Raw genomic sequence first — 20,477 nt, 5'->3', positions numbered from 1 at the left:
GTCGTCCTTTCGGTGGGGTGCCGTGCCCCGCAAGGGTGTCGTGCCCGGCCGGGCGGCGTCGCCCCGTTTTCCGGCGCGGACTCCGAGGTCCTCGCCCGTCGCGGCGCCCGCGGCCACCGGCACCCCGGCCCGGAAGACCCTAGGGCGCCGTCCCAGGGGGTTCCGACCGGGTCAGCGTGAGCAGGTCGCGGGCCGGGCCCGTGGGGCGGTGGCCCGAGGGCCAGACCGCGCGCAGCTGGCGGCGCAGCCGGGCCCCGGCGATGGGGACCTTGACCAGGCGGCGGGCGGACAGCTCCTCGCCGAGCGCGAGCTCGCTCAGGACGCAGGGGCCGGCGCCGCTCTCCGCCGCGCCCTTGACGGCGGTGGTCGAGGAGAGCTCCAGGAGCGGCGGGGCCAGCGGGCCGTGGACGGCGAGCGCGGCGTCCAGGACCTGGCGGGTGCCGGAGCCGTGTTCGCGCAGGATCAGCGGGGTCGCGGCCAGCTCGCCCGGGGTCAGCGGGGTGCGGCGGCGGGCCCACGGGTGGGCGGGGGCGACCACGACGACGAGGCGGTCGTGGGCGATGACCGTGCCGTCGAGCCCGGCCGGGACGGACAGGCCCTCCACGAAGCCCAGGTCCGCCTCGCCGCTCAGCAGCCGTTCGGCGACCACCGCGGAGTTCCCGGCGAGCAGCGAGACGGCGGTGCCGGGGCGTTCGGCGCGCAGGGCGATGAGCCAGCCGGGGAGCAGGTACTCGGCGATGGTCATGGAGGCGGCGACCCGCAACCGGGAGTCGCGGCGGTCGCGCAGCGCCTGGGCGCCCGCGTCGAACGCCTCGGCGGCCTCCACGACCCGGCGCGCCCAGTCGGTGACCAGGGCACCGGCGTCGGTGAGCCGGGAGCCCCGGGGCGAGCGGTCGAGGAGGGCCAGGCCGAGCTGCCGTTCCATCGAGCGGACGCGGCTGCTGGCGGCGGGCTGGGTGATGCCGACGTCCCGGGCGGCGCGACCGAGGCTGCCGTGCCGGGCGACGGCGAGGAGCAGTTCCAGCGCGCCCAGGTCGGGCACCCGGTGGGACAGGGGGGTCGGCGGTTCGCTGGACATAAGTCCACCTTATGACCTCATAGGGCGGTGCTCCCTGGTGGGGCCACCCGGCGCCGCAGAGGATCGTGGCATGGCCATCTATCTGCGGACCCGCACCTCTCCCCCGTACTCCGGCGCCCTCCGGGGGCCCGCGCTGCGGCACTTCGGCCCCAACTGGTACGCCACGGTGATGGGCACCGCGATCGTCGCGAGCGCGGGTGCGGCGCTGCCGGTGCGGGTGCCCGGGCTGCGCGGCGCGTGCACCGTGGTGTGGCTGTTCTCAGCGCTGCTGCTCGCCGCCGTGCTGGCCGCCCGTGCCGGGCACTGGGCGGCCCACCGCGACCAGGCGCGCGCCCATCTCGCGGACCAGGCCGTCGCGCCGTTCTACGGCTGCCTGTCGATGGCGCTGCTGGCCGTCGGGGGCTCCGGCATGACCGTGGGCGAGGACCTCATCGGGCACCGGGCGGCGCTCGCGCTTGACGTGGTCCTGTACACGGCGGGCACGGTGACGGGTCTGGTGGCGGCGGTGGCGGTCCCGTATCTCATGATCGTGCGCCACCGGCCGGAGCCGGGCACCGCGTCGCCGGTGTGGCTGCTGCCCGTGGTGGCGCCGATGGTGTCGGCCGCGCTCGGCCCGCTGCTCGTGGCGGAGCTGCCTGCGGGGCAGGGGCGCGAGGCGCTGCTGCTGGGCTGCTACGCGATGTTCGGGCTGAGCCTGCTGGCGACGCTGGTGATGCTCCCGCTGGTCTTCGGCCGGCTGGTGCACGGGGGCCCGCTGCCGCTCGCGCTGACGCCCACCCTGTTCCTGGTGCTCGGCCCGCTGGGCCAGTCGACGACCGCGGTCAACGCGCTGGCCGATGTGGCGCCGGGTGCGATCGGGGGCCCGTACGCCTCGGCGCTGCGGGCCTTCGCGGTGCTGTACGGGGTGCCGGTGATGGGCTTCGCCCTGATGTGGCTGGCCCTGGCCGTGGCGCTGGTGGTGCGGGCGGTACGGGGCGGGATGACGTTCTCGATGACCTGGTGGGGCTTCACGTTCCCCGTCGGCACGTGTGTGACGGGCGCGGCGGGCCTGGCCCGGCACACCGGTCTGACCGCGTTCACCTGGCTGGCCGTCGCGTTGTACGTGCTGCTGGTGTCGGCGTGGGCGGTGGCGGGGGTGCGCACGGTGCGCGGGCTGCTCAGCGGGGCGCTGCTCGCGGCGCCGCAGCGGCGGGCCGCGGTGGCGGCCCGTACCGCCTGAGCACGACGTCGACGGCCCCGGACGCGCTCAGCGCCGGGGGTCGGACGTCGCGTCGATGTGTTCGGCGACCGCGACGCACAGCAGCCGGGTGCCGGGGAGCGTGGCCCGCCAGCGGTGGCGGACCCCGCCGGACAGGAAGAGCGTGTCGCCCTGGACCAGCCGGTAGGCCCGGCCCTCGGCCTCCACTTCGGCGGCGCCCTCGGCGACGTACAGGAGCTCGTCGTTGCGGTGCTGGAACTCGCGGCCGAGGTCGAGCTCCCCGGTGAATTCCAGGGCGCTGAGCTGGTGGCGTCCGCGGACCACCCGGTGCACCCCGTCCTCGTGGGCGGCGCGCACGACGTCGACCGCGCGCGCGGAGTCCGCGGCGGCGCGCAGCCGGGCCGTGGTGGTCTCCAGCGCTTCGGCGACCCGGTCGAGCGACCGGGCGCTGGGTCTGGCGCGCTCGTTCTCGATCTGGCTGAGGAACGGTACGGAAAGGCCGCTGCGCGAGGCGACGGCGGCCAGGGTGAGTCCCAGGGACCGCCGCTGTCGGCGGACCGCGGCGCCCACCCGGAGTGTTTCCTTCTCGTCCATGTCCGGCTCCCTCCCGACTCGCCATCCTTCCGGTTGTGGGCCCGTCGCGCACACCGTTACGCCAGGACGGCCCGGAAAGTGAGCACACCGGCACGCCGGAAGGGGTGGGCCGCGCCGTCGGCGCGACCCACCCCTTCACGGGTTGCGGCCCTGGTGGGGGCCGGTGACGGCTCCTACTGGGGTGCCATCTTGTCCGCGATGCCCGGGTTCTTCTTCATCCAGGCCCTCACGGCTTCCTCTTCGTGCCCTGTACCGCGCTTCTGGATCTGGTTCTCCAGGCCGGCGAGCTGCTTCTCGCTCAGCTTGAAGTCCTTGAACCACTTCGTCAGCCGCGGGTAGTTCTCCGGGAACTCCTTGGAGGCGATGGTGTGCAGCCGGTCGCCCTCGCCGAACGCCTTCTTCGGGTCCTGGAGCTTGGTCATCCTGTACTCGCTGTACGCCCAGTGCGGGGTCCACAGCAGTACGGCGACGGGCTCCTTCTTGGCGTACGCGCGCTTCAGCTCGGCGAGCATGCCGGGCGTCGAGGAGTCGACGACCTTGTACTCGTCGTCCAGGCCGTAGGCCGGGAGCACGTTCTTCTTCAGGTTCTCCATCGTGGCGGTGCCGGGCTCGATGCCGATGATGCGGCCCTTGAACTCCGCGCTCTTGCCCTTGAGGTCGGCCAGGGACTTCACGTCCTTGACGTAGTCGGGCACCGCGACCTCGATGGAGGTCGGGCCGTACCAGGAGCCGATGTCCGTCAGCTCGGAGCCGTACTTGTCCCAGTAGTTCTTCTGGGTGAACGGGAGCCATCCGTCGAACTGCACGTCGATCTGGCCGCGCGACATCGCGGTGTACATCGGACCGACCTCGAACTGCTTGAGGTTGATCTTGTAGCCCCGGTCCTCCAGGACGGCCTTCCACAGGTACGTGGCGGCGATGTCCTCCTCCCAGGGGAACCAGGCCATCTCGACCGGGCGGTCGCGCTCGTCCTTGCCGCCCGCGCCCTCGGCCGGGGCGGACTTCTTCACCGGGGTCCACTTGTCGGCGACATCCGGGTTGGCCTTCAGCCAGGTGCGCACGGCCTCCTGCTCCTTGCCGGAGCCGCTCTTCTGGATCTGGGCCTCAAGGCTGGTGAGCTGGTCCTCGCTCATCTTGAAGTCCTTGAGCCACTTGCCGACCTCGGGGTTGTCGGCGGTGAAGCCCTTGCGGGTCAGGGTGTGGATGCCGTCGCCCTTGCCCCAGAGGTTCTTGGGGTCCTTGAGCTTGGTCAGCTCGAACTGGTTGTACGCCCAGTGCGGCGACCAGAGCGGGACGACGATCGGTTCCTTCTTGGCGTAGGCGCGCTTCAGCTCGGCCAGCATGGACGGCGTGGAGCCGTCGACGACCTTGTACTCCTTGTCCAGGCCGTAGCCCGGCAGGATCTTGTCCTTGAGCAGGCCCATCTCACCGGCGCTCGGCTCGATGCCGACGATCCGGCCCTTGAAGTCGGACGCCTTGCCCTTGAGGTCGGTCAGGGACTTCACGTCCTTGACGTACGTGGGGACGGCCAGCTCCAGCGAGGTGGGGCCGTACCAGGAGCCCATGTCCTCCAGCCGGTCCTTGTACTTCTTCCAGTACGAGGCGTGGGTGACCGGCAGCCAGGAGTCGGTCTCGAAGTCGATCTGGCCGCCCGCCATGCCGGTGTACAGCGCGCCGGCCTCGTACTGCTTGACGTCGACCTCGAAGCCGCGGCGCTCCAGCAGCTCCTTCCACAGGAAGGTGGAGGCGATGCCCTCGTCCCACGGGATGTAGCCCATGCTGATCTTCTTGCCGGCGCCGATGTTCTTCGTGTCGGAGGCCGCGACGGCCTCGTCGTCGGAGGAGCCGAAGATCCCCATGCCGCCGGCGACGAGCGCGAGGGCGACGACGCCCGCGACGGCGACGACGGGCTGCGGGCGGTGGTGCCAGATCTTCAGGCCGCCGGCCATCGACTGCGCCTTGGCGAGCGCGCGGCGCGCGAGCGGGGAGACCTCGCGGCCGAGGGCGCTGGTCATCCGGTCCAGGTACATGGCCAGGATGACGATCGAGACACCGGCCTCGAAGCCCAGGCCGACGTCGACGTTGCCGATGGCCCGGTAGACGGAGCCGCCGAGGCCGCCGCCGCCGACCATGCCGGCGATGACCACCATGGACAGGCCCAGCATGATGACCTGGTTGATGCCCGCCATGATCGTGGGCAGGGCCAGCGGCAGCTGGACCCGCAGCAGGGTGTTGCGGGACGTCGTACCGAACGCCTCGGCCGCCTCGACCAGCTCGCCGTCGACCTGGCGGATGCCGAGTTCGGTCATCCGGACGCCCGGGGGCAGCGCGAAGATGATGGTGGCGATGATGCCGGGAACGACACCGACACCGAAGAAGATCACGCCGGGGATCAGGTAGACCATGGCGGGCATGGTCTGCATGAAGTCCAGGACCGGCCGGGTCACCGCGCTCACCGTCTTGGAGCGGGACGCCCAGATGCCGAGCGGCACGGCCAGGACCAGCGTGACGATCGTCGCGACGAGCACCAGGGTGAGCGTGTCCATCGCCTCGTCCCACAATTCGACCGAGTCGATGAGGGCGAAGCCGACGAAGGCCAGGATTCCGGCGAGCAGGCCGCGCAGCCACCAGGCGATGACGGCGACGATGCCCGCGAAGAGCAGGGGCGCGGGAGCGGAGAGCACGGCGGCGATGCCGTCGAACATGCCGCTCACGACGGAGCTGATGAAGTCGAAGAGCCAGGAGAGGTGGTTCTGGAGCCAGTCGACCGCGGAGTCGACCCAGTCACCGAGATGGAGCCTAAACACCGGCCACCTTCTTCAGCGAGGTGGCGGCGTCCTGGGAAGCCTGGGCGGGGGTCATCGGCTCGCCGAGCACGGCGAGCAGCCGCTCGCGGGGCACGACGCCGAGGAGCTTGCCCTTGCCGTCGGTCACGGCGACCGCGACCCGGCTCTGCGAGCAGGGCGTGAACAGCTCGATGATCGGCGTGGACTCGGTGACCGAGGCCGGGGTGGACCGCAGTACGTCCTCGGCGCTGCGGATCTCCTTGCCCTGGTCGCAGAGGGTGCCCATGACGGTGTCCGTCTCGGCCATGATCGCGCCGGCGGTCAGCACCCGGGCACGGTCCACGTCCTGGGTGAAGGAGGCGACGTAGTCGTTGGCCGGGGTGACGAGGATGTCCTCGGCGGTGCCGAGCTGGACTATCTCGCCGTCGCGCATCACGGCGATGCGGTCGCCGAGGCGCATGGCCTCGTTGAGGTCGTGGGTGATGAAGACGATGGTCTTCTTCAGCCGCTTCTGGAGCTCCAGGAGCTGGTCCTGCATGTCGCGGCGGATCAGCGGGTCGAGCGCGCTGAAGGACTCGTCCATCAGGAGCAGGTCGGCGTCGGTGGCGAGGGCGCGGGCGAGACCCACGCGCTGCTGCATGCCGCCGGACAGCTCGTCGGGCCAGGACTTCTCCCAGCCGGCCAGGCCGGTCAGCTCCAGGGCCTCGGTGGCGCGGCGGTTGCGCTCGGCGCGCGGGACGCCCTGCACCTCCAGGCCGTACGCGGCGTTCTCCAGGACGCTCCGGTGGGGGAAGAGCGCGAAGTGCTGGAACACCATGCTGATCTTGGTGGAACGGACGTGGCGGAGCTCGGCGGGGCTCAGGGCGGTCAGGTCCTGGCCGTCGAAGAGCACCTGGCCGGAGGTGGGCTCCAGCAGGCCGTTGAGCATCCGCAGCAGCGTGGACTTGCCCGAGCCGGACAGACCCATCACGACGAAGATCTGGCCCGGTTCGACGGTGAACGATGCGTCGATCACCGCTGCGGTGGTTCCGTCGGCGCGCAGGGCGTCGCGGCCGGTGCCGCTCCGCAGCTTCTGCACGGCTTGATCGGGTCGTCTGCCGAACACTTTGTACAAGTGCTCGGCTTGCAGCCTGGACACATACACCTCACGCGTTGAACCGAGAACGGTCTGCCACCCCCGCCGGCAGACCGTGGAGCGGCACGGATTCTGTCCGCATGGCACGTGCAGTAGTTGAAAATGCGACGTGGTCCGCTCCGATGGCGCGCCTGCCCCCGCTTACTCGGAGCAAACACAAGAGTGACCTGGATCACATGAATCGGGCCGGTTTTCCGGGAACCGCGTCCGCGGCGGCCACTGTCGGTGCCGTGCGGCATCATCGGCGTGTGACGCGACGCCTGATGCTCCTCGACACCGCCTCCCTCTACTTCCGCGCCTACTTCGGCGTGCCCGACTCGGTGCGCGCGCCGGACGGCACCCCGGTCAACGCCGTGCGCGGGCTGCTGGACTTCATCGGCCGCCTGGTACAGGACCACCGGCCGGACGACCTCGTCGCCTGCTGGGACGCGGACTGGCGGCCGCAGTGGCGGGTCGACCTCATCCCCACGTACAAGGCGCACCGGGTGGCGGCCGAGACCGCGGCGGGCGTGCCCGACGAGGAGGAGACCCCGGACACGCTGGCCCCGCAGGTGCCGGTCATCGCGGACGTGCTGGACGCGCTGGGCATCGCCCGGGTCGGCGCCGAGGGGTACGAGGCGGACGACGTCATCGGCACGCTGACCGGGCGGGCGGCCGGCCCGGTCGATATCGTCACCGGTGACCGGGACCTGTACCAGCTGGTGGACGACGCACGCGGGGTGCGGGTGCTCTACCCGCTGAAGGGGGTCGGCACGCTCCAGGTGACCGACGAGGCGTGGCTGCGCGAGAAGTACGGGGTGGACGGCCCCGGATACGTGGACCTGGCGCTGCTGCGCGGTGACCCGAGCGACGGTCTGCCGGGGGTGCCCGGGATCGGCGAGAAGACGGCGGCGAAGCTGCTGGACGCCTTCGGCGACCTGGCCGGGATCATGGCGGCGGTGGACGATCCGGCGGCGAAGCTGACGCCCTCCCAGCGCAAGCGGCTCGACGAGGCCCGCGCCTATGTGGCCGTCGCGCCGAAGGTGGTGCGGGTCGCCGGTGACGTACCGCTGCCGGAGTTCGACCCGGCGCTGCCCGCCGCGCCCCGCGATCCGGCCGCCCTCGACGCGCTCGCGACCCGGTGGGGGCTGGGCGGGGCGCTCCAGCGCCTCCACTCCGCACTGCGACCCTGAGGTGTTAGGTTAGGTGACCCTAAGGGTGATCTCGGCATCGGCCGACGGTCTCCGATTCCGGCAGCAGGGAGCAGACCTCGTGGCAGAACGACCGGAGCGGCGGGCACCGCAGGCCCGGGGAGCGCAGGTCCTGCGCACCGAGCGGATCACCCCGCACATGATCCGGGTGGTGCTCGGCGGCGACGGTCTCGCCGACTTCGCGCTCGCGGGCTTCACCGACCATTACGTCAAGCTGTGCTTCGCCCCCGAGGGCGCGGACTACGCCCACCCCTTCGACGTGGCCCGCATCCGCGAGGAGTACCCCCGCGAGCTGTGGCCCACCACCCGTACCTACACGGTGCGTTCCTGGGACCCGGCCGCCCGGGAGCTGGCGATCGACTTCGTGGTGCACGGCGACGAGGGCCTTGCCGGGCCCTGGGCGGCGGGCGCGAAACCGGGCGACCAGGTGACGTTCCTGGGCCCCGGCGGGGGTTACGCCCCCGACGCCTCGGCGGACTGGCACCTGCTGGCGGGCGACGAGAGCGCGCTGCCGGCCGTCGCCGCCGCGCTGGAGCAGATGCCGCCGGGTGCCGTGGTGCACGCGTACGTCGAGGTGGCGGACGCGGCCGAGGAGCAGAAGATCGCCACGCCGGACGGCGTGGCGGTCACCTGGCTGCACCGGGCCGGCCGCCCGGTCGGCGAGGCGCTCACCCGGGCGGTGCGGGAGCTGGAGTTCCCGGCCGGCCGGGTCCAGGCGTTCGTGCACGGCGAGGCGGGCTTCGTCAAGGAGATCCGCCGCCACCTGCGCCTGGAGCGCGAGATCCCGGCCTCCCGGCTGTCGATCTCGGGTTACTGGCGGCTCGGCCACGACGACGAGGCGTGGCGCTCCGTCAAGCGCCAGTGGAACGAGCAGGTGGAGCGCGAGCAGGAGAGCGCGGTCTAGGCGTACGACCCGCACGGTGCCCCGGTCCGGCGGACCGGGGCACAGCCGTGTCGCGGCTCAGGCCCGGGCCGCCTCGGCCTCTCCCCCGGCCTCCTCCGCCGTCCCGTCCCCCGGCGCCCCGTCCTCGTACGCGCGCGCCGACGCCTCCGCGTGGGCGAGCCGCCGCAGCGCGCCGAACATCGCCTCGCCCAGGACCGTGCCGACGACCACGCTCTCCACCAGGTCCTCCCGCGCCGCCCCGCGGCTGACGTAGCCGAGGTCGATGAGCGCGGCCTGTTCGGCGACGACCGCGTACCGGTCGAGCAGGTCGATGAACGCGCCGTGCCCGGCCCCGCGCAGCGCCACCAGGACCTCGGCCAGTGACTCCGCTCCGGCGCTCGCCGGCCCGGCACGCCAGCCCATACGCTCGATCAGTCCGGCCACTTCTTCGCGGGCTTCCTCCAGTTCGGGCCCGGGGGTGGCGCTGGACGACGGCACGAGACGCTTGGCCGCCACCCCGAGGACCTTGTGCACCGGCTGAGCCGGGTCCTCCGTGGCCCGCAGGACGTCCCGGATGGCCGACAGCGGAAGTCCGCCCACGTCGAGCAGGGCCCGGATCAGCCGCAGCCTCCGCTCGTGCCCGGCGTCATAGCTCGCCTGATTGGGGCTCGTCAGCCGGCCGGCGGGCAGCAGCCCCTCCCGTACGTAGAACTTGATCGTCGGTACCGGCACCCCGGACCTGCGGCTCAACTCACCCATGCGCACCGCGCGTTCGCTCCCTCTGCTTGCCAATCAGGCACCCATCATAGATAGTTCGACATGGATAGCGGAGAGCGCCACTATCTATAATCGAAACGAGTATCAAGGGGGACCTCATGCCTCAATGGCGTACCTGGCACCGCCCGTTAGTCGTCTTCGCCGCCCTGATGGCAGTGATGACCGCCGCCTCCGGCCTCGGCCTGCTGGTGGACGACCGGGTCCTGGCGGGCGCGGCGATCTGGGCCAAACCCTTCAAGTTCGCGGTGTCCTTCGTGGTGTACGCGCTCGCGCTCGCCTGGATGCTGACGCTGGTCACCCGGGGCCGGCGCACCGGCTGGTGGGCCGGAACCGTCGTCGCCGTCGCGAGCCTGGGCGAGATGGTGATCATCACCGGCCAGGTGATCCGCGGGAAGCGGAGCCACTTCAACGTGGCCACACCCTTCGACAACATGCTGTTCCAGGTCATGGCGGTGACCGTCGTCGTCCTGTGGGCCGGCACCCTGGTCATCGCCGTCCTGCTGCTGCGGGCCCGGATCGCCGACCGCGCCTCGGCGCTGGCGATCCGCGCGGGCGTCCTGCTGGCCCTCGCCGGGGCCGGCTTCGGCTACCTGATGACCCGGCCCACCCCGGAGCAACGGGCGGCCGACCGGCGGGGCGCGGCCGATGTGATCGGGGCCCATGCGGTCGGTGTGCCGGACGGCGGCTCCTCGATGCCGTTCACCGGGTGGTCGACGACCGGGGGCGATCTGCGCGTCCCCCACTTCGTGGGTATGCACGCGCTCCAGGCCCTCCCGCTGTTCCTGCTCGCGCTCGTGGCCCTGGCGCCGCGGGTGCCCCGGCTGCGGGACGCGCGGGTGCGGCTGCGTCTGGTGCGGGTGGCCTCCGGCTCGTACGGGATGCTGGTCGCGCTCGTGCTGTGGCAGGCATTGCGCGGCCAGCCACTGGTCCACCCGGACGGCGCGACCCTCGCCGCCGCCGCGGTCCTCGCCGCCGCCACCGCCGCCGGGACGTACGCGGCCCTGCGTCCGGGCCGGAAGGGGACTCCCGGCCCGGACGGCCGAACGGTGGACGGGCCGTCCGTCAGACGGACTTCTGGTACGAGCGGAAGGTGCGCGTCGACAGCGCCACCGCGGCTACCGCGAGCAGCAGCAGCCCGCCGCAACGGACGGCGACCAGCTGCCAATCGGGGTCGGCGCCCAGCGCGGAACGTCCGGCCACCATGGCCCAGTTGACCGGGTTGAAGGCGGCGATGTCCCGCATCCAGCCGGGCATCTGGCTCGGGGCCATGAAAGACGTGGACAGGAAGGTGAGCGGCATCAGCAGGAAGGTGTTGATCCCGATGATCGACTCCCGCTGCCGCACGATCATGCCCACCGCGTTCGAGAGCGCCCCGAAGACCGTGCCGAGCAGCACCGAGGCGACGACGAGGATCAGCAGACCGGCCGCCCCGCCCGGATAGCCGGCCCCGGCCGCCCGGCCGAGCAGCAGGATGACGACGGACTGGGCGGCGGTGGCGATGCCGTTCTGCACGACGTTGGCGTTCATCAGGGCGTTCCGGCTGACCGGCGTGGTCAGGAAGCGGTTGAGCGTGCCGCGCTCGATCTCCTCCAGGGTGCCCATCCCGGCCCACATGCTCGATCCCAGCGCACTCATCACGACGATGCCGGGGACGAGGTAGTCCAGGTAGGAGGTGGTGCCGAAGCCGCCGAGCTCGACCACCTTCCGGAACAGGTTGCCGAAGAGGAAGAGCCAGATCACCGGCTGGATCAAGGAGATCGCCAGGAAGACGGGCTGCCGGAGGATCGACATCAGCTGCCGCTGCGTCATGTACCAGGTGTGGGAAAGGACCTGACCGCTCATCGGGCGCCTCCCGCGAGGGCCGGCTCGGGGGCGGTCGCCGCGCCCCCGGACTCGGCCTCCTGGAAGCGGCGGCCGGCGTACCGCAGATAGACGTCGTCCAGCGAGGGGCGGGCGACGGTGGCCGCCGCGACGGTGGCCCCGGCCCGCTCCAGGGCGGCCAGCAGTACGGGTACGGCGGCTGCACCGTCCTCGGCCCGGACGCTGACCCGGCGCCCCTCGGCCACCGCCTCGTGCACCCCGGGCAGCCCGGTGAGCGCGGTGACGGCCTCGGGACCGGCGTCCGCGCGCAGCTCCACATGGACGGCGTCGCCGCGCAGCTCGCCCTTGAGCTCGTCGGGGGTGCCCTCGACCACGATCCGGCCGCGGTCGACGATCGCGATGCGTTCCGCGAGCCGGTCCGCCTCTTCCAGGTAGTGCGTGGTGAGGACGATGGTCAGGCCCTCGTCGCCGGCCAGCCGGGATATCTCGTCCCACATCGCCGTGCGGGCCTCCGGGTCGAGACCGGTCGTCGGCTCGTCCAGGAACAGCACGTCCGGGCGGTGCATCAGCCCGAGCGCCACGTCCAGGCGCCGCAGCATGCCGCCGGAGTACCCCTTGACCAGGCGCTTCCCGGCGTCCGCGAGGGCGAACCGCGCCAGCAGCTCGTCGGCCCGGCGCCGCACGGCGGCCCCCCGCATCCCGTACAGCCGGCCCTGGAGGAGCAGGTTCTCGCGGCCGGTGGCGACCGGGTCGGCGCCGGACTTCTGGGCGACGACTCCGATCGCGCGGCGCACCCGGTCCGGGTGGGCGAGGGCATCGTGCCCGGCGACGGACGCGGTCCCGGAGTCGGGGCGGGCGAGGGTGGTGAGGATCTTGACGGTGGTGGACTTCCCGGCGCCGTTGGGCCCGAGGAGGCCGAAGACGGTGCCGGCGGTGACGGTGAGGTCCATGCCGCGCAGTGCGGTGACCCCTCCCGGATAGGTCTTGACGAGTCGTCGCGCCTCGACGGCGGGCGCACGGGTGCTCATGGCGGAGCTCTCCTGTGTTCGGCCGGGCGTCCGGTGCTCCGGACGCCGTCGGGCCGGACCGTGTGAGGAGTGCCGGGCTATCCTGGGTGTGCCGCACCTCGATCGCCCGGGCCGCCTCCACGGCTGTCCGGCTCTGGGGTTCGAGACCCCGGCGCGGGCTGCTGCAACAGCCCCGCCGGGGCCCTTTCTGCTGTTTTACTCCCGGTCGTCGAGGTCCTGCCAGTCCCGGGGGACCTCGCCGGTCTCGTGGAACGACCTCCACTCCTCGATGCCGCTGACGGCGGCCTCGTCGATCTCCTTGCGGAAGGTGCGGACCCACTCCAGCTGCGCCTCCAGCATGTGGAGCTGGTACTCCGTCTCCACGACGAAGATGCGCGGCAGCGAGTCCCCGAGCTGAGCGAGCACTCCGCGCAGCGCCGCGGCCTGCACGGTCTGCGCCTGTTCGCGGTCCGCGAGGAGTTCCGCCACCTCGTCCGGGGGCAGTGCGGGGAGCAGGGCCAGCGCCGTGTCGAAGACCGGGTACTCCTCGGCCGGCACCGCGATCAGGTCGGACAGCCAGTGCAGCATCTCGGTGCGCCCGGCCTCGGTGAGGCCGTAGAGCGTGCGCTCCGGGCGGTTGCCCTGCCGCTGTACGCCCGCCACCTCGACGTACCCGTGCTTCTCCAGGTTCTGGACGACGGTGTAGAGCGAACCGAAGTTGATCTTGACGCTGTGCTGCTTGCCGCGCCTGCGGAGGGTCTGGGCGATCTCGTACGGATGCATGGACCGCTCGGCGAGCAGCACCATCACCGTGAGCGCCAGCGGATTGCCGAGCTTGCGCCGCTTGGCCACCGCCACCCCCTCCGCTCTTTCCTCGGACCCGAATACTCGTCACCGAACATAGCTCGATTCCCGAAGACGCGTCAACCACGATGTATCGCGTTTCCCCGTGCCGGCTTCCGCGTCCGGCCGGGCAGACGTGGAAGGATCTCCGGCTTCCGGCCAATCCGCCCGGGCACCGGCTCCGAATCACTTCCGGAGAGCGATGACCACCGAAGGGAACCCCGCGTGAAAGAAGCCGTGTACATCAGCGGAACGGCCTCGGCGGGGCCCGACCTCCAGGAGCTGATGGGCCGGGTGGCCCGGGGCGACCAGGAAGCGTTCGCCCAGGTCTACGACGTGGTGAGCGGGCCGGTGCTCGGGCTCGTCCGCGGGGTCCTGCGCGATCCCGCCCAGTCGGAGGAGGTCGCCCAGGAGGTCCTGGTGGAGGTGTGGCGCACCGCGTCCCGCTTCCAGGCCGCCCGGGGCAGCGCCATGAACTGGGTGCTGACCCTCGCCCACCGCCGCGCCGTCGACCGGGTCCGCTCGGCGCAGGCGTCGGCCGCCCGCGAGCACAAGGCCGCCCTGCTCGACCGCACCCCGGCCTTCGACGAGGTCACCGAACAGGTCGAGACCCGGCTGGAACGCGAGCAGGTCCGCCGCTGCATGCGGACGCTGTCCGAGCTCCAGCGGGAGTCCGTCACCCTCGCGTATTACCGGGGGCTCACCTATCGGGAGGTGGCCGAACTGCTCGCGGTGCCGCTCGGCACGATCAAGACTCGACTGCGCGACGGGCTGATCCGGATGCGCGACTGCCTCGGGGTGACCTCATGACCGACGCCGGACTCCACACGCTGACGGGCGCCTACGCCCTGCACGCCCTGCCCGACACCGAACGCCGCGACTTCGAACGGCACCTGGGCGACTGCGAAGCCTGCTCCACCGAGGTCCGCGAGCTCTCCGAGACCGCGACCCGCCTCGGTCTCGCCGTCGCCACCCCGGCCCCCCGGGAGCTGCGGGAGCGGGTGCTCCGGGAGATCACGACCGTACGCCAGGAGCCGCCCGCCGTCCCCCGCCGCGAGCGCTCACCGGACCGGCGGGGCGGGGCGGCCCGGTGGTCCCGGTTCGCCCTGGCCGCGTGCCTCGCCGCGGCGGCGGGCTTCGGCGGGATCGCCGTGTGGCAGCACCAGGAGGCGCGCGACGCCCAGCGGCAGGCGGACGCGGCCCGGCTCCGGGCCGAGCGGGTGGCCCGCGTCCTGGCGGCGCCCGACGCGAAGACCGCCTCCGGCACGCTGGCGGACGGGGCGAAGGGCACGGTGGTGGTCTCCCGGAGCGAGGACCGGGCGGTGTTCCTGGCCTCCGGGCTGGCCGAGGCGCCCAGCGGCAAGGTCTACCAGCTGTGGTTCGACGACGGCGGCACGATGCGCCCGGCGGGCCTGATGCGCGCCACGGGCCCGTCCTCGACCACGTACACCACGCTGCTCGACGGCCCGGTGGGCGGGGCCACGGGCATGGGCGTCACCGTGGAACCGGCGGGCGGCTCGGCTCGGCCGACCTCGGACCCGGTGGCGCTGATGGAGCTGCCGGCGTGAGCGGCCGGCCCGGGGCACCGGGCCGGCCCCCTTAGCCCCCGCTCGGCGGGCGCGGGAAGAAACCGCTGGTCCGCGCGGCGTACGCGGCGAAGCCGGGGCGGTCGGCCAGGTGCCGTTCCAGCAGGGCCTTGCCGCTGCCGCCGATGAGCAGATACGTCATCAGGGCGGGCGCGAGCAGCGTGGCCGCGGCGGCGGCCGGGGCCTGGCAGACGATCAGGAACAGGCCCCACCAGACGCAGAAGTCCCCGAAGTAGTTCGGGTGCCGGGTCCAGGACCACAGCCCCCGGTCCATGATCCTGCCCCGGTTGCCGGGGTCGGCCTTGAACCGGGCCAGCTGGTGGTCGCCCACGGCCTCGAAGAACATGCCGACCGCCCAGAGCGCGGCCCCGGCCCAGGCGAGGGCGTTCACCGGTCCGGTGAGGTGACCGGCCGCCTGCACCGGGAGCGAGATCAGCCAGACCAGGGCGCCCTGGAGCAGATACACCTTGCGCAGGGCGTACAGGTGCGGGCTGCCGGGCGCCTTCGCGAGCATCTTCGCGTACCGCGGGTCCTCGCCGTGCCCGCGTCCGCGCCGGGCGATGTGCCAGGCCAGGCGCACCCCCCAGACCACCGTGAGCACCGTGGCGAGGAGCCTGCGCGTGGCGTCCCCCTCCCCCGCCGACAGGCCGTACGAGACGAGGGCGACGGCGGCGAAGCCCAGCCCCCAGGCGACGTCCACGCCCCGGTGCACGCCCTTGCGCACACCGACGGCGAACGCGACGAGCAGGACGAGCAGCGCGGCGCCCGCGCAGGGCGCCAGGCCCCGCGCGAACGCCTGCCAGGCGAAGCCGCTCATGCCGCGTCCCCGGCGCCGCGCAGCGCCTCACGGGTGGCCGGCATCCCGGAATCCCCGTCGCCACCGGGCCGTACGGCGAGGATCTGGTCCACGCCCATCCGCCGTTCCACGAAGGCCAGGGCACCACCGGCCAGGTACAGCCGCCAGACCCGTACGGTCTCCTCCCCCACCAGGGCCGCGAACCGCGCGTGGTCCTCCTCCAGGGTCCGGCGCCAGGCGTCGACGGTCCTGACGTAGTGCTCGCGCAGCCCCTGGACGTCGCGCACCTCCAGGCCGGCGCCCTCCAGCAGCGCGACGGTCTCCCCGAGCGGGCGCATGTGCATGTCGGGCGCGATGTACGCCTCGATGAACGCGCCGCCGCCCGGGGCCTCGTGCCCGCGCGACATCTGCTGGACGAGCACCCGGCCGCGCGGGCGGACCATGCCGTACAGGGTCGCCGCGAAGGCCGGGTACTGGGCGTCGCCGACGTGCTCGCCCATCTCGATGGTGGACACCGCGTCGTAGCCGCCCTCGTGCCCGGGGGCGTCCGCGATGTCCCGGTAGTCGCGGCAGCGCACCTCGACGAGGTCGTCGAGGCCGCGCTCGGCCACCTGGCGGCGCACGTACGCGGCCTGTTCGGCGGCCAGGGTGACCGCGGTGACGCGGGCGCCGTGCCGCTGGGCCGCGTACAGCGTCAGCGAACCCCAGCCGCAGCCGATGTCCAGCAGCCGTGACCCGGGGCGCAGTCCGAGCTTGCCGCAGATCAGCTCCAGCTTGTCGCGCTGCGCGTCCGCGGGACCGTAGTCGGGCTCCTCGCTGGTCCAGTAGCCGCAGGAGTACGCCATCGTCTCATCCAGCAGGAGGGCGTAGAAGGCGTTGGACAGGTCGTAGTGGTGGCTGATCGCGGCCCGGTCGCGGGCCTTGCTGTGCAGGGCGCCGTCGAGTCCGGTGGCGCGGGCGGCGGGCACCGGCGGCCTGGGACCGGCGGCACCGAGGCGCACCGCGGTACCCGCGGCGCGGAGCCGGTCGGCGAGGCGGGGGCGCGGTGCCGTGAGCCCGCGTTCGCGTACGGCGCGGCGCACGGCCCGCAGCCCTTCGCCGAGGTCGCCCTCGATGTCGACGTCGCCGGTGATGTACGCCTCCGCGAGGCCGAGTTCGCCCGGTTCCCACAGGAGCCGGCGCAGGGCGCGGCGGGTGCGGACCTGGATCAGGGGGCCGTCGGCGGGGCCGGTCTCGCTGCCGTCCCACATGCGCACCCGGACCGGGAGCCGGCCGCCGAGGAGGTGCTCGACGAGGGGTTCGAGGCGCTGGGCCGCCCCGTGGGCGGGGCGCTTGTCGGTGAGTGTCATGCCGTTTCCTGTTCCTGACGGGTCAGCAGCAGCTGCCGCACATCGAGGTAGCCGGAGCGGAATCCCGCTTCGGAGTAGGCGAGGTAGAGGGTCCACATGCGGCGGAAGGTCGCGTCGAAGCCGAGCGCGTCGACGGCTTCCGCCTCCGCGGTGAAGCGTTCGCGCCACAGCCTGAGCGTTTCGGCGTAGTGCGTGCCGAAGCCGTCGGACCGTTCGACGCGCAGCCGGGTGTGGGCGGCCGTGACCCGGTCGATGGCCTCGGTGGACGGGAGGAGGCCGCCCGGGAAGATGTACTTCTGAATCCAGGTGAAGGTGTCCCGACCCGCCCGCATCCGGGCGTCGGGCATGGTGATGGCCTGCAGGGCGATCCGGCCCCCGGGGCCGAGCAGCCGGTCCAGGGTGCGGAAGTAGACGGGCCAGAACGCGGCGCCGACCGCCTCGATCATCTCGACGCTGACGATCGCGTCGTACCGTCCCTCGATGTCCCGGTAGTCGCACAGCCGGACGTCGACCCGGTCCTGGTGGCCCGCCGCCGCGATCCGGCGGAGGGCCAGGTCGCGCTGCTCGCGGGAGAGGGTGACGGAGACGACGTGGGCGCCGCGGGCGGCGGCGCGGATCGCGAGTTCGCCCCAGCCGGTGCCGATCTCCAGGAGCCGGGTGCCGGGCCCGACGGCGGCGAGGTCGAGCAGCCGGTCGATCTTGCGGTGCTGCGCGGCCGGGAGCAGGGCCGGTTCGGCGGGGAAGCCGCGGAAGACGGCCGACGAGTAGCTGAGCGTCTCGTCCAGGAAGAGCGCGAACAGGTCGTTGGACAGGTCGTAGTGGTGGCTGATGTTGGTCCGGGCCCCCTCGCGGGTGCCGGTCTGGGCCTCGGGGTGGCGGCGCGCCCACAGTCCGCGCAGCCGTTGCAGGGGGCGCGGGACCAGGGTGGCGACCTGGCCGGCCAGGACGGTCAGCACGCCGACGGGGTCGGGCGCGTCCCATTCCCGCGCCATGTACGACTCGCCGAAGCCGATGAGTCCGCCCGCGCCGATCCTGCGGAAGAAGGCGTCGGGGTCGCGGACGTCCAGCAGCGGGCCGCCGAGCCCGATGTCCTCGCGTCCGCCGAGGCGCACGCGCAGCGGCAGCCGGGCCAGGGCGTGGCGGACGATCCGCTCGGCGAGGGCCGTCCGGAGCCGGGAGGCGCGGGGCAGCGCCACGACGTCCGGCCAGCGTGCCGGGTCGATGCCGGCGTCCGGGGCGGGCGCGGGCACGGCCGGGGTACGGAATGTGGAGGCGGTCATCGCATGCCCTCCTGGGTGCGGTGGTGGGGGCGGGGCCGGACGGGCAGCCCGCGCAGGTAGAGGCGTATGCCGTGCAGGCGGATGGCGGCCGAGACGACGGCCGTGGACCAGGGGTGCCGCAGGGCGAGGCCGAGCAGGACACGGGCGGTCGCCGGGCGCCTCTCGCCCCGGACGGTCGCGGTGAAGGGCCGGGAGCCCGCGCGTTCCAGGTGCACCGTCAGCCGCAGCGCCGGGCCGGGTTCCGGCAGCCGCATCCAGTACGCGCCGTCGGTGCCGAAGAACGGCGATACGTAGAACTCCTTGCTGGTCACCGCCCGCCCCCGGTCGTCGGGGCGCAGCAGGTAGCAGTGGCGTTCGCCGTACGTGTTGTGCACCTCGGCGACCGTGCACAGCGGGGTGCCGTCGGCGCGCCGGCACCAGTAGACGGTGAGCGGGTTGAAGACGTGTCCGAGGACCCGGGCCTGGGTCAGCATGAGGACGGTGCCGTCGGCGAGGTCGATGCCGCGGGCGGCCAGGAAACGGGCGAGCCCGGCCCGCACGGTCGGGGCGGTGCCGCCGAAGTGGTCGCGGGGGTCGAAGCGGGCGAGGAAGCGCAGGGCGCGCGGCAGCGGCGGGGGGCCGTCGGGGTCGGTCAGCCACAGGTAGGTACGGTGGTGGAAGGCGTACCGGGTCGGCGCGGTCCGTATGTGGGTGATCGTGCACGGGTAGAGGGCGTTCACCAGTCCACCCCCAGGGCCGCCGCGGCCTCGGCGCCGGAGCGGCAGCCGTCCTCGTGGAACCCCCAGCCGTGGTAGGCGCCCGCGTAGGCGGTGACCGGCCCGGACAGGGCGGGCAGCCGGGCCTGGGCGGCCACGGACTCCGGGGTGTGGACGGGGTGTTCGTAGAGCATGCGGGCGCGGACGAGGCCGGGGGCGACCCGGTCGGCGCCGTTCAGCGTGACGACGTAGGTCTCCGGGGCGTCGAGCCGCTGGAGCCGGTTCATGTCGTAGCTGACGGTGACGTGGGAGGCGTCGGCGGCGCAGTCGGGCATCAGGTAGTTCCAGGAGGCTCGGGCGCCCCGCGCCGTGGGCAGCAGCCGGGTGTCGGTGTGCAGGAGGGTCGCGTTGCGGGAGTAGCGGAACGCGCCCAGGGTGCGGGTCTCGTCGTCCGTCGGGTCGGCGAGGAGGCGGAGGGCCTGGTCGGGGTGGGTGGCGACGACGACGTGGTCGAAGGCTTCGGCGGTGCCGTCGTCCGTGGTGACCTCGACGCCGTCGGCGTGCCGGCGGATGCTGCGGACCGGCGTCGCGGTGCGCACGGCGGAGAGCTGCTTGGTCACGCGGTCCACGTAGGTGCGCGAGCCACCGGTGACGGTGCGCCAGACCGGGGAGCCGCCGATCGTGAGCATGCCGTGGTGGTCGAGGAAGCGGAAGAGGTGGCGCGCCGGGTGGCGCAACGCGGTCACCGGGTCGCAGGACCAGACCGCCGCCACCACGGGCGTCAGGAAGTGGGCGGTGAAGTAGGGCGAGAAGCGTCCGCGCGCGGCGAACTCGCCCAGGGTCAGGGTGTCCGCGTCCGGCCCGCCGTCCCGGAGCAGCCGCCGGGCCAGCCGGTGGAAGCGGGGCACGGCGGCGAGCATCCGCGGATAGGCGGGGTCGCGGAAGGACGCCGGACGGGCGAGGAGTCCGGCCGCGCCCCGGGCGCCCGCGTACTCCAGGCCGCATCCCTCGCACCGGACCGACATGCTCATCTCCGACTCCTGCGTGGGCACGGCGAGTTCCGCGAAGAGCCGCAGCAGGTGGGGGTAGGTGCGCCGGTTGTGCACGATGAAGCCGGAGTCCACGTGGTGGACGCGGCCGTCGGCGCCGGGCAGTTCGTGGGTGTGCGCGTGGCCGCCCGCCCGGTCGTCCGCCTCGAACAGCGTCACCTCATGGGCCTTTCGCAGGATGTGAGCGGCGGTCAGTCCCGCCACCCCGCTGCCCACGACGGCCGTGCGTCGCCGCCTGTCACTCATACCGCTCCCTCCGGAACATCCGCGCCGCGCGCCCTTCCCTCGGTGGTGAAGGGGCGGCGGACGCCTCTCGGAGGTGGTTCGTTACCGGTGGCACGGCGGATTGGCCGGAGCCGGCTCTCATCCGATCGGGTGACAGACCAATCCGCCGGCCCGCGGGCTCCGAA

General features: G+C 73.0%; 18 protein-coding genes and 1 pseudogene. 6 read left to right on the top strand and 13 right to left on the bottom strand.

The genetic code is table 11. The features are described from left to right. Positions 1-139 precede the first annotated feature (139 nt). Positions 140-1,078 carry a LysR family transcriptional regulator gene (locus ACFUJY_RS09615; RefSeq protein ID WP_383296957.1) on the bottom strand — a complete coding sequence of 313 codons (939 nt, stop codon included), beginning with the start codon at positions 1,076-1,078 and terminating at the stop codon, positions 140-142. 70 nt (positions 1,079-1,148) lie between these two features. Between ACFUJY_RS09615 and ACFUJY_RS09610 the strand changes: the two genes are divergently transcribed. Then, entirely contained in the window at positions 1,149-2,297 is a 1,149-nt protein-coding gene (locus tag ACFUJY_RS09610; RefSeq protein ID WP_383296955.1) for a TDT family transporter, read from the top strand. 27 nt (positions 2,298-2,324) lie between these two features. On the opposite strand, the gene ACFUJY_RS09605 is transcribed toward ACFUJY_RS09610, so the two are convergent. The 3 genes from ACFUJY_RS09605 to ACFUJY_RS09595 form a co-directional block, all read right to left on the bottom strand. After that, on the bottom strand, positions 2,325-2,870 hold the full coding sequence (locus ACFUJY_RS09605; protein ID WP_143625543.1) for a helix-turn-helix domain-containing protein: 546 nt from the start codon (positions 2,868-2,870) through the stop codon (positions 2,325-2,327). A 173-nt stretch (positions 2,871-3,043) separates the two neighbouring features. Then, positions 3,044-5,677 carry an ABC transporter permease/substrate binding protein gene (locus ACFUJY_RS09600; RefSeq protein ID WP_383296951.1) on the bottom strand — a complete coding sequence of 878 codons (2,634 nt, stop codon included), beginning with the start codon at positions 5,675-5,677 and terminating at the stop codon, positions 3,044-3,046. Further along, on the bottom strand, positions 5,670-6,734 hold the full coding sequence (locus ACFUJY_RS09595; RefSeq protein WP_383296948.1) for a glycine betaine/L-proline ABC transporter ATP-binding protein: 1,065 nt from the start codon (positions 6,732-6,734) through the stop codon (positions 5,670-5,672). The genes ACFUJY_RS09600 and ACFUJY_RS09595 overlap by 8 nt, the downstream gene beginning before the upstream one ends. 320 nt (positions 6,735-7,054) lie before the next feature. Here ACFUJY_RS09595 and ACFUJY_RS09590 point away from each other — a divergent pair, with 320 nt between their 5' ends. Next, entirely contained in the window at positions 7,055-7,963 is a 909-nt protein-coding gene (locus ACFUJY_RS09590; RefSeq protein ID WP_383297461.1) for a 5'-3' exonuclease H3TH domain-containing protein, read from the top strand. Between the two features lie 79 nt (positions 7,964-8,042). After that, on the top strand, positions 8,043-8,885 hold the full coding sequence (locus ACFUJY_RS09585; RefSeq protein WP_383296947.1) for a siderophore-interacting protein: 843 nt from the start codon (positions 8,043-8,045) through the stop codon (positions 8,883-8,885). 57 nt (positions 8,886-8,942) lie between these two features. Here ACFUJY_RS09585 and ACFUJY_RS09580 read toward each other — a convergent pair whose 3' ends face one another. Continuing rightward, positions 8,943-9,623 carry a MerR family transcriptional regulator gene (locus tag ACFUJY_RS09580; RefSeq protein WP_383296944.1) on the bottom strand — a complete coding sequence of 227 codons (681 nt, stop codon included), beginning with the start codon at positions 9,621-9,623 and terminating at the stop codon, positions 8,943-8,945. Positions 9,624-9,790: 167 nt separating this feature from the next. On the opposite strand from ACFUJY_RS09580, the pseudogene ACFUJY_RS09575 reads away from it, so the two are divergent. Next, a pseudogene (locus tag ACFUJY_RS09575) lies at positions 9,791-10,693 on the top strand (hypothetical protein); the annotation flags it as partial. 10 nt (positions 10,694-10,703) lie between these two features. Here the strand turns inward: ACFUJY_RS09575 and ACFUJY_RS09570 are convergent. The 3 genes from ACFUJY_RS09570 to ACFUJY_RS09560 all read right to left on the bottom strand — a co-directional run bounded on the left by ACFUJY_RS09570 (position 10,704) and on the right by ACFUJY_RS09560 (position 13,321). Continuing rightward, positions 10,704-11,483 (bottom strand): ABC transporter permease, encoded by a 780-nt coding sequence (locus ACFUJY_RS09570; protein ID WP_383296942.1) that lies wholly within the window; start codon positions 11,481-11,483, stop codon positions 10,704-10,706. After that, positions 11,480-12,490 (bottom strand): ABC transporter ATP-binding protein, encoded by a 1,011-nt coding sequence (locus ACFUJY_RS09565; RefSeq protein ID WP_383296939.1) that lies wholly within the window; start codon positions 12,488-12,490, stop codon positions 11,480-11,482. Before ACFUJY_RS09565 ends, ACFUJY_RS09570 begins: the two co-directional genes overlap by 4 nt. A gap of 195 nt (positions 12,491-12,685) precedes the next feature. Further along, positions 12,686-13,321, bottom strand: coding sequence for a PadR family transcriptional regulator (locus ACFUJY_RS09560; protein WP_383297459.1), 636 nt, complete (start codon positions 13,319-13,321; stop codon positions 12,686-12,688). Between the two features lie 216 nt (positions 13,322-13,537). On the opposite strand from ACFUJY_RS09560, the gene ACFUJY_RS09555 reads away from it, so the two are divergent. Both ACFUJY_RS09555 and ACFUJY_RS09550 read left to right on the top strand, forming a co-directional pair. Beyond that, the gene (locus tag ACFUJY_RS09555; protein WP_383296936.1) at positions 13,538-14,122 is read left to right on the top strand and encodes a sigma-70 family RNA polymerase sigma factor; all 585 of its coding nucleotides are present in this window, start codon (positions 13,538-13,540) and stop codon (positions 14,120-14,122) included. After that, complete coding sequence (locus tag ACFUJY_RS09550; protein WP_383296933.1) at positions 14,119-14,880, top strand: anti-sigma factor domain-containing protein; 762 nt, start codon at positions 14,119-14,121, stop codon at positions 14,878-14,880. The genes ACFUJY_RS09555 and ACFUJY_RS09550 overlap by 4 nt, the downstream gene beginning before the upstream one ends. Before the next feature lie 31 nt (positions 14,881-14,911). Here ACFUJY_RS09550 and ACFUJY_RS09545 read toward each other — a convergent pair whose 3' ends face one another. The 5 genes from ACFUJY_RS09545 to ACFUJY_RS09525 are packed head-to-tail and all read right to left on the bottom strand — an operon-like array spanning position 14,912 to position 20,313. Further along, positions 14,912-15,715 carry a DUF1295 domain-containing protein gene (locus tag ACFUJY_RS09545; protein WP_383296930.1) on the bottom strand — a complete coding sequence of 268 codons (804 nt, stop codon included), beginning with the start codon at positions 15,713-15,715 and terminating at the stop codon, positions 14,912-14,914. After that, positions 15,712-17,043, bottom strand: a complete 1,332-nt coding sequence (locus tag ACFUJY_RS09540) for a class I SAM-dependent methyltransferase (RefSeq protein ID WP_383296928.1) — start codon at positions 17,041-17,043, stop codon at positions 15,712-15,714. Before ACFUJY_RS09540 ends, ACFUJY_RS09545 begins: the two co-directional genes overlap by 4 nt. After that, positions 17,040-18,323 carry a class I SAM-dependent methyltransferase gene (locus tag ACFUJY_RS09535; RefSeq protein ID WP_383296925.1) on the bottom strand — a complete coding sequence of 428 codons (1,284 nt, stop codon included), beginning with the start codon at positions 18,321-18,323 and terminating at the stop codon, positions 17,040-17,042. Before ACFUJY_RS09535 ends, ACFUJY_RS09540 begins: the two co-directional genes overlap by 4 nt. Continuing rightward, positions 18,320-19,042 (bottom strand): DUF1365 domain-containing protein, encoded by a 723-nt coding sequence (locus tag ACFUJY_RS09530; protein WP_383296922.1) that lies wholly within the window; start codon positions 19,040-19,042, stop codon positions 18,320-18,322. Before ACFUJY_RS09530 ends, ACFUJY_RS09535 begins: the two co-directional genes overlap by 4 nt. Next, positions 19,039-20,313, bottom strand: a complete 1,275-nt coding sequence (locus ACFUJY_RS09525; RefSeq protein WP_383296919.1) for an NAD(P)/FAD-dependent oxidoreductase — start codon at positions 20,311-20,313, stop codon at positions 19,039-19,041. Before ACFUJY_RS09525 ends, ACFUJY_RS09530 begins: the two co-directional genes overlap by 4 nt. Between the last annotated feature and the right edge of the window lie 164 nt (positions 20,314-20,477).

The sequence above is a fragment of the Streptomyces sp. NPDC057249 genome, from assembly GCF_042669245.1.
In the GTDB taxonomy this organism is placed as follows: Bacteria; Actinomycetota; Actinomycetes; order Streptomycetales; family Streptomycetaceae; genus Streptomyces.
This window is presented reverse-complemented; position numbering and strand designations above follow the sequence as displayed.

Excerpts from the sequence above, each read along its gene's own strand:
- ACFUJY_RS09615 (WP_383296957.1), bottom strand. The coding sequence starts at position 1,078 with ATGTCCAGCGAACCGCCGACCCCCCTGTCCCACCGGGTGCCCGACCTG.
- ACFUJY_RS09610 (WP_383296955.1), top strand. The coding sequence starts at position 1,149 with ATGGCCATCTATCTGCGGACCCGCACCTCTCCCCCGTACTCCGGCGCC.
- ACFUJY_RS09605 (WP_143625543.1), bottom strand. The coding sequence starts at position 2,870 with ATGGACGAGAAGGAAACACTCCGGGTGGGCGCCGCGGTCCGCCGACAG.
- ACFUJY_RS09590 (WP_383297461.1), top strand. The coding sequence starts at position 7,055 with ATGCTCCTCGACACCGCCTCCCTCTACTTCCGCGCCTACTTCGGCGTG.
- ACFUJY_RS09580 (WP_383296944.1), bottom strand. The coding sequence starts at position 9,623 with ATGGGTGAGTTGAGCCGCAGGTCCGGGGTGCCGGTACCGACGATCAAG.
- ACFUJY_RS09570 (WP_383296942.1), bottom strand. The coding sequence starts at position 11,483 with ATGAGCGGTCAGGTCCTTTCCCACACCTGGTACATGACGCAGCGGCAG.
- ACFUJY_RS09565 (WP_383296939.1), bottom strand. The coding sequence starts at position 12,490 with ATGAGCACCCGTGCGCCCGCCGTCGAGGCGCGACGACTCGTCAAGACC.
- ACFUJY_RS09550 (WP_383296933.1), top strand. The coding sequence starts at position 14,119 with ATGACCGACGCCGGACTCCACACGCTGACGGGCGCCTACGCCCTGCAC.
- ACFUJY_RS09545 (WP_383296930.1), bottom strand. The coding sequence starts at position 15,715 with ATGAGCGGCTTCGCCTGGCAGGCGTTCGCGCGGGGCCTGGCGCCCTGC.
- ACFUJY_RS09540 (WP_383296928.1), bottom strand. The coding sequence starts at position 17,043 with ATGACACTCACCGACAAGCGCCCCGCCCACGGGGCGGCCCAGCGCCTC.
- ACFUJY_RS09535 (WP_383296925.1), bottom strand. The coding sequence starts at position 18,323 with ATGACCGCCTCCACATTCCGTACCCCGGCCGTGCCCGCGCCCGCCCCG.
- ACFUJY_RS09525 (WP_383296919.1), bottom strand. The coding sequence starts at position 20,313 with ATGAGTGACAGGCGGCGACGCACGGCCGTCGTGGGCAGCGGGGTGGCG.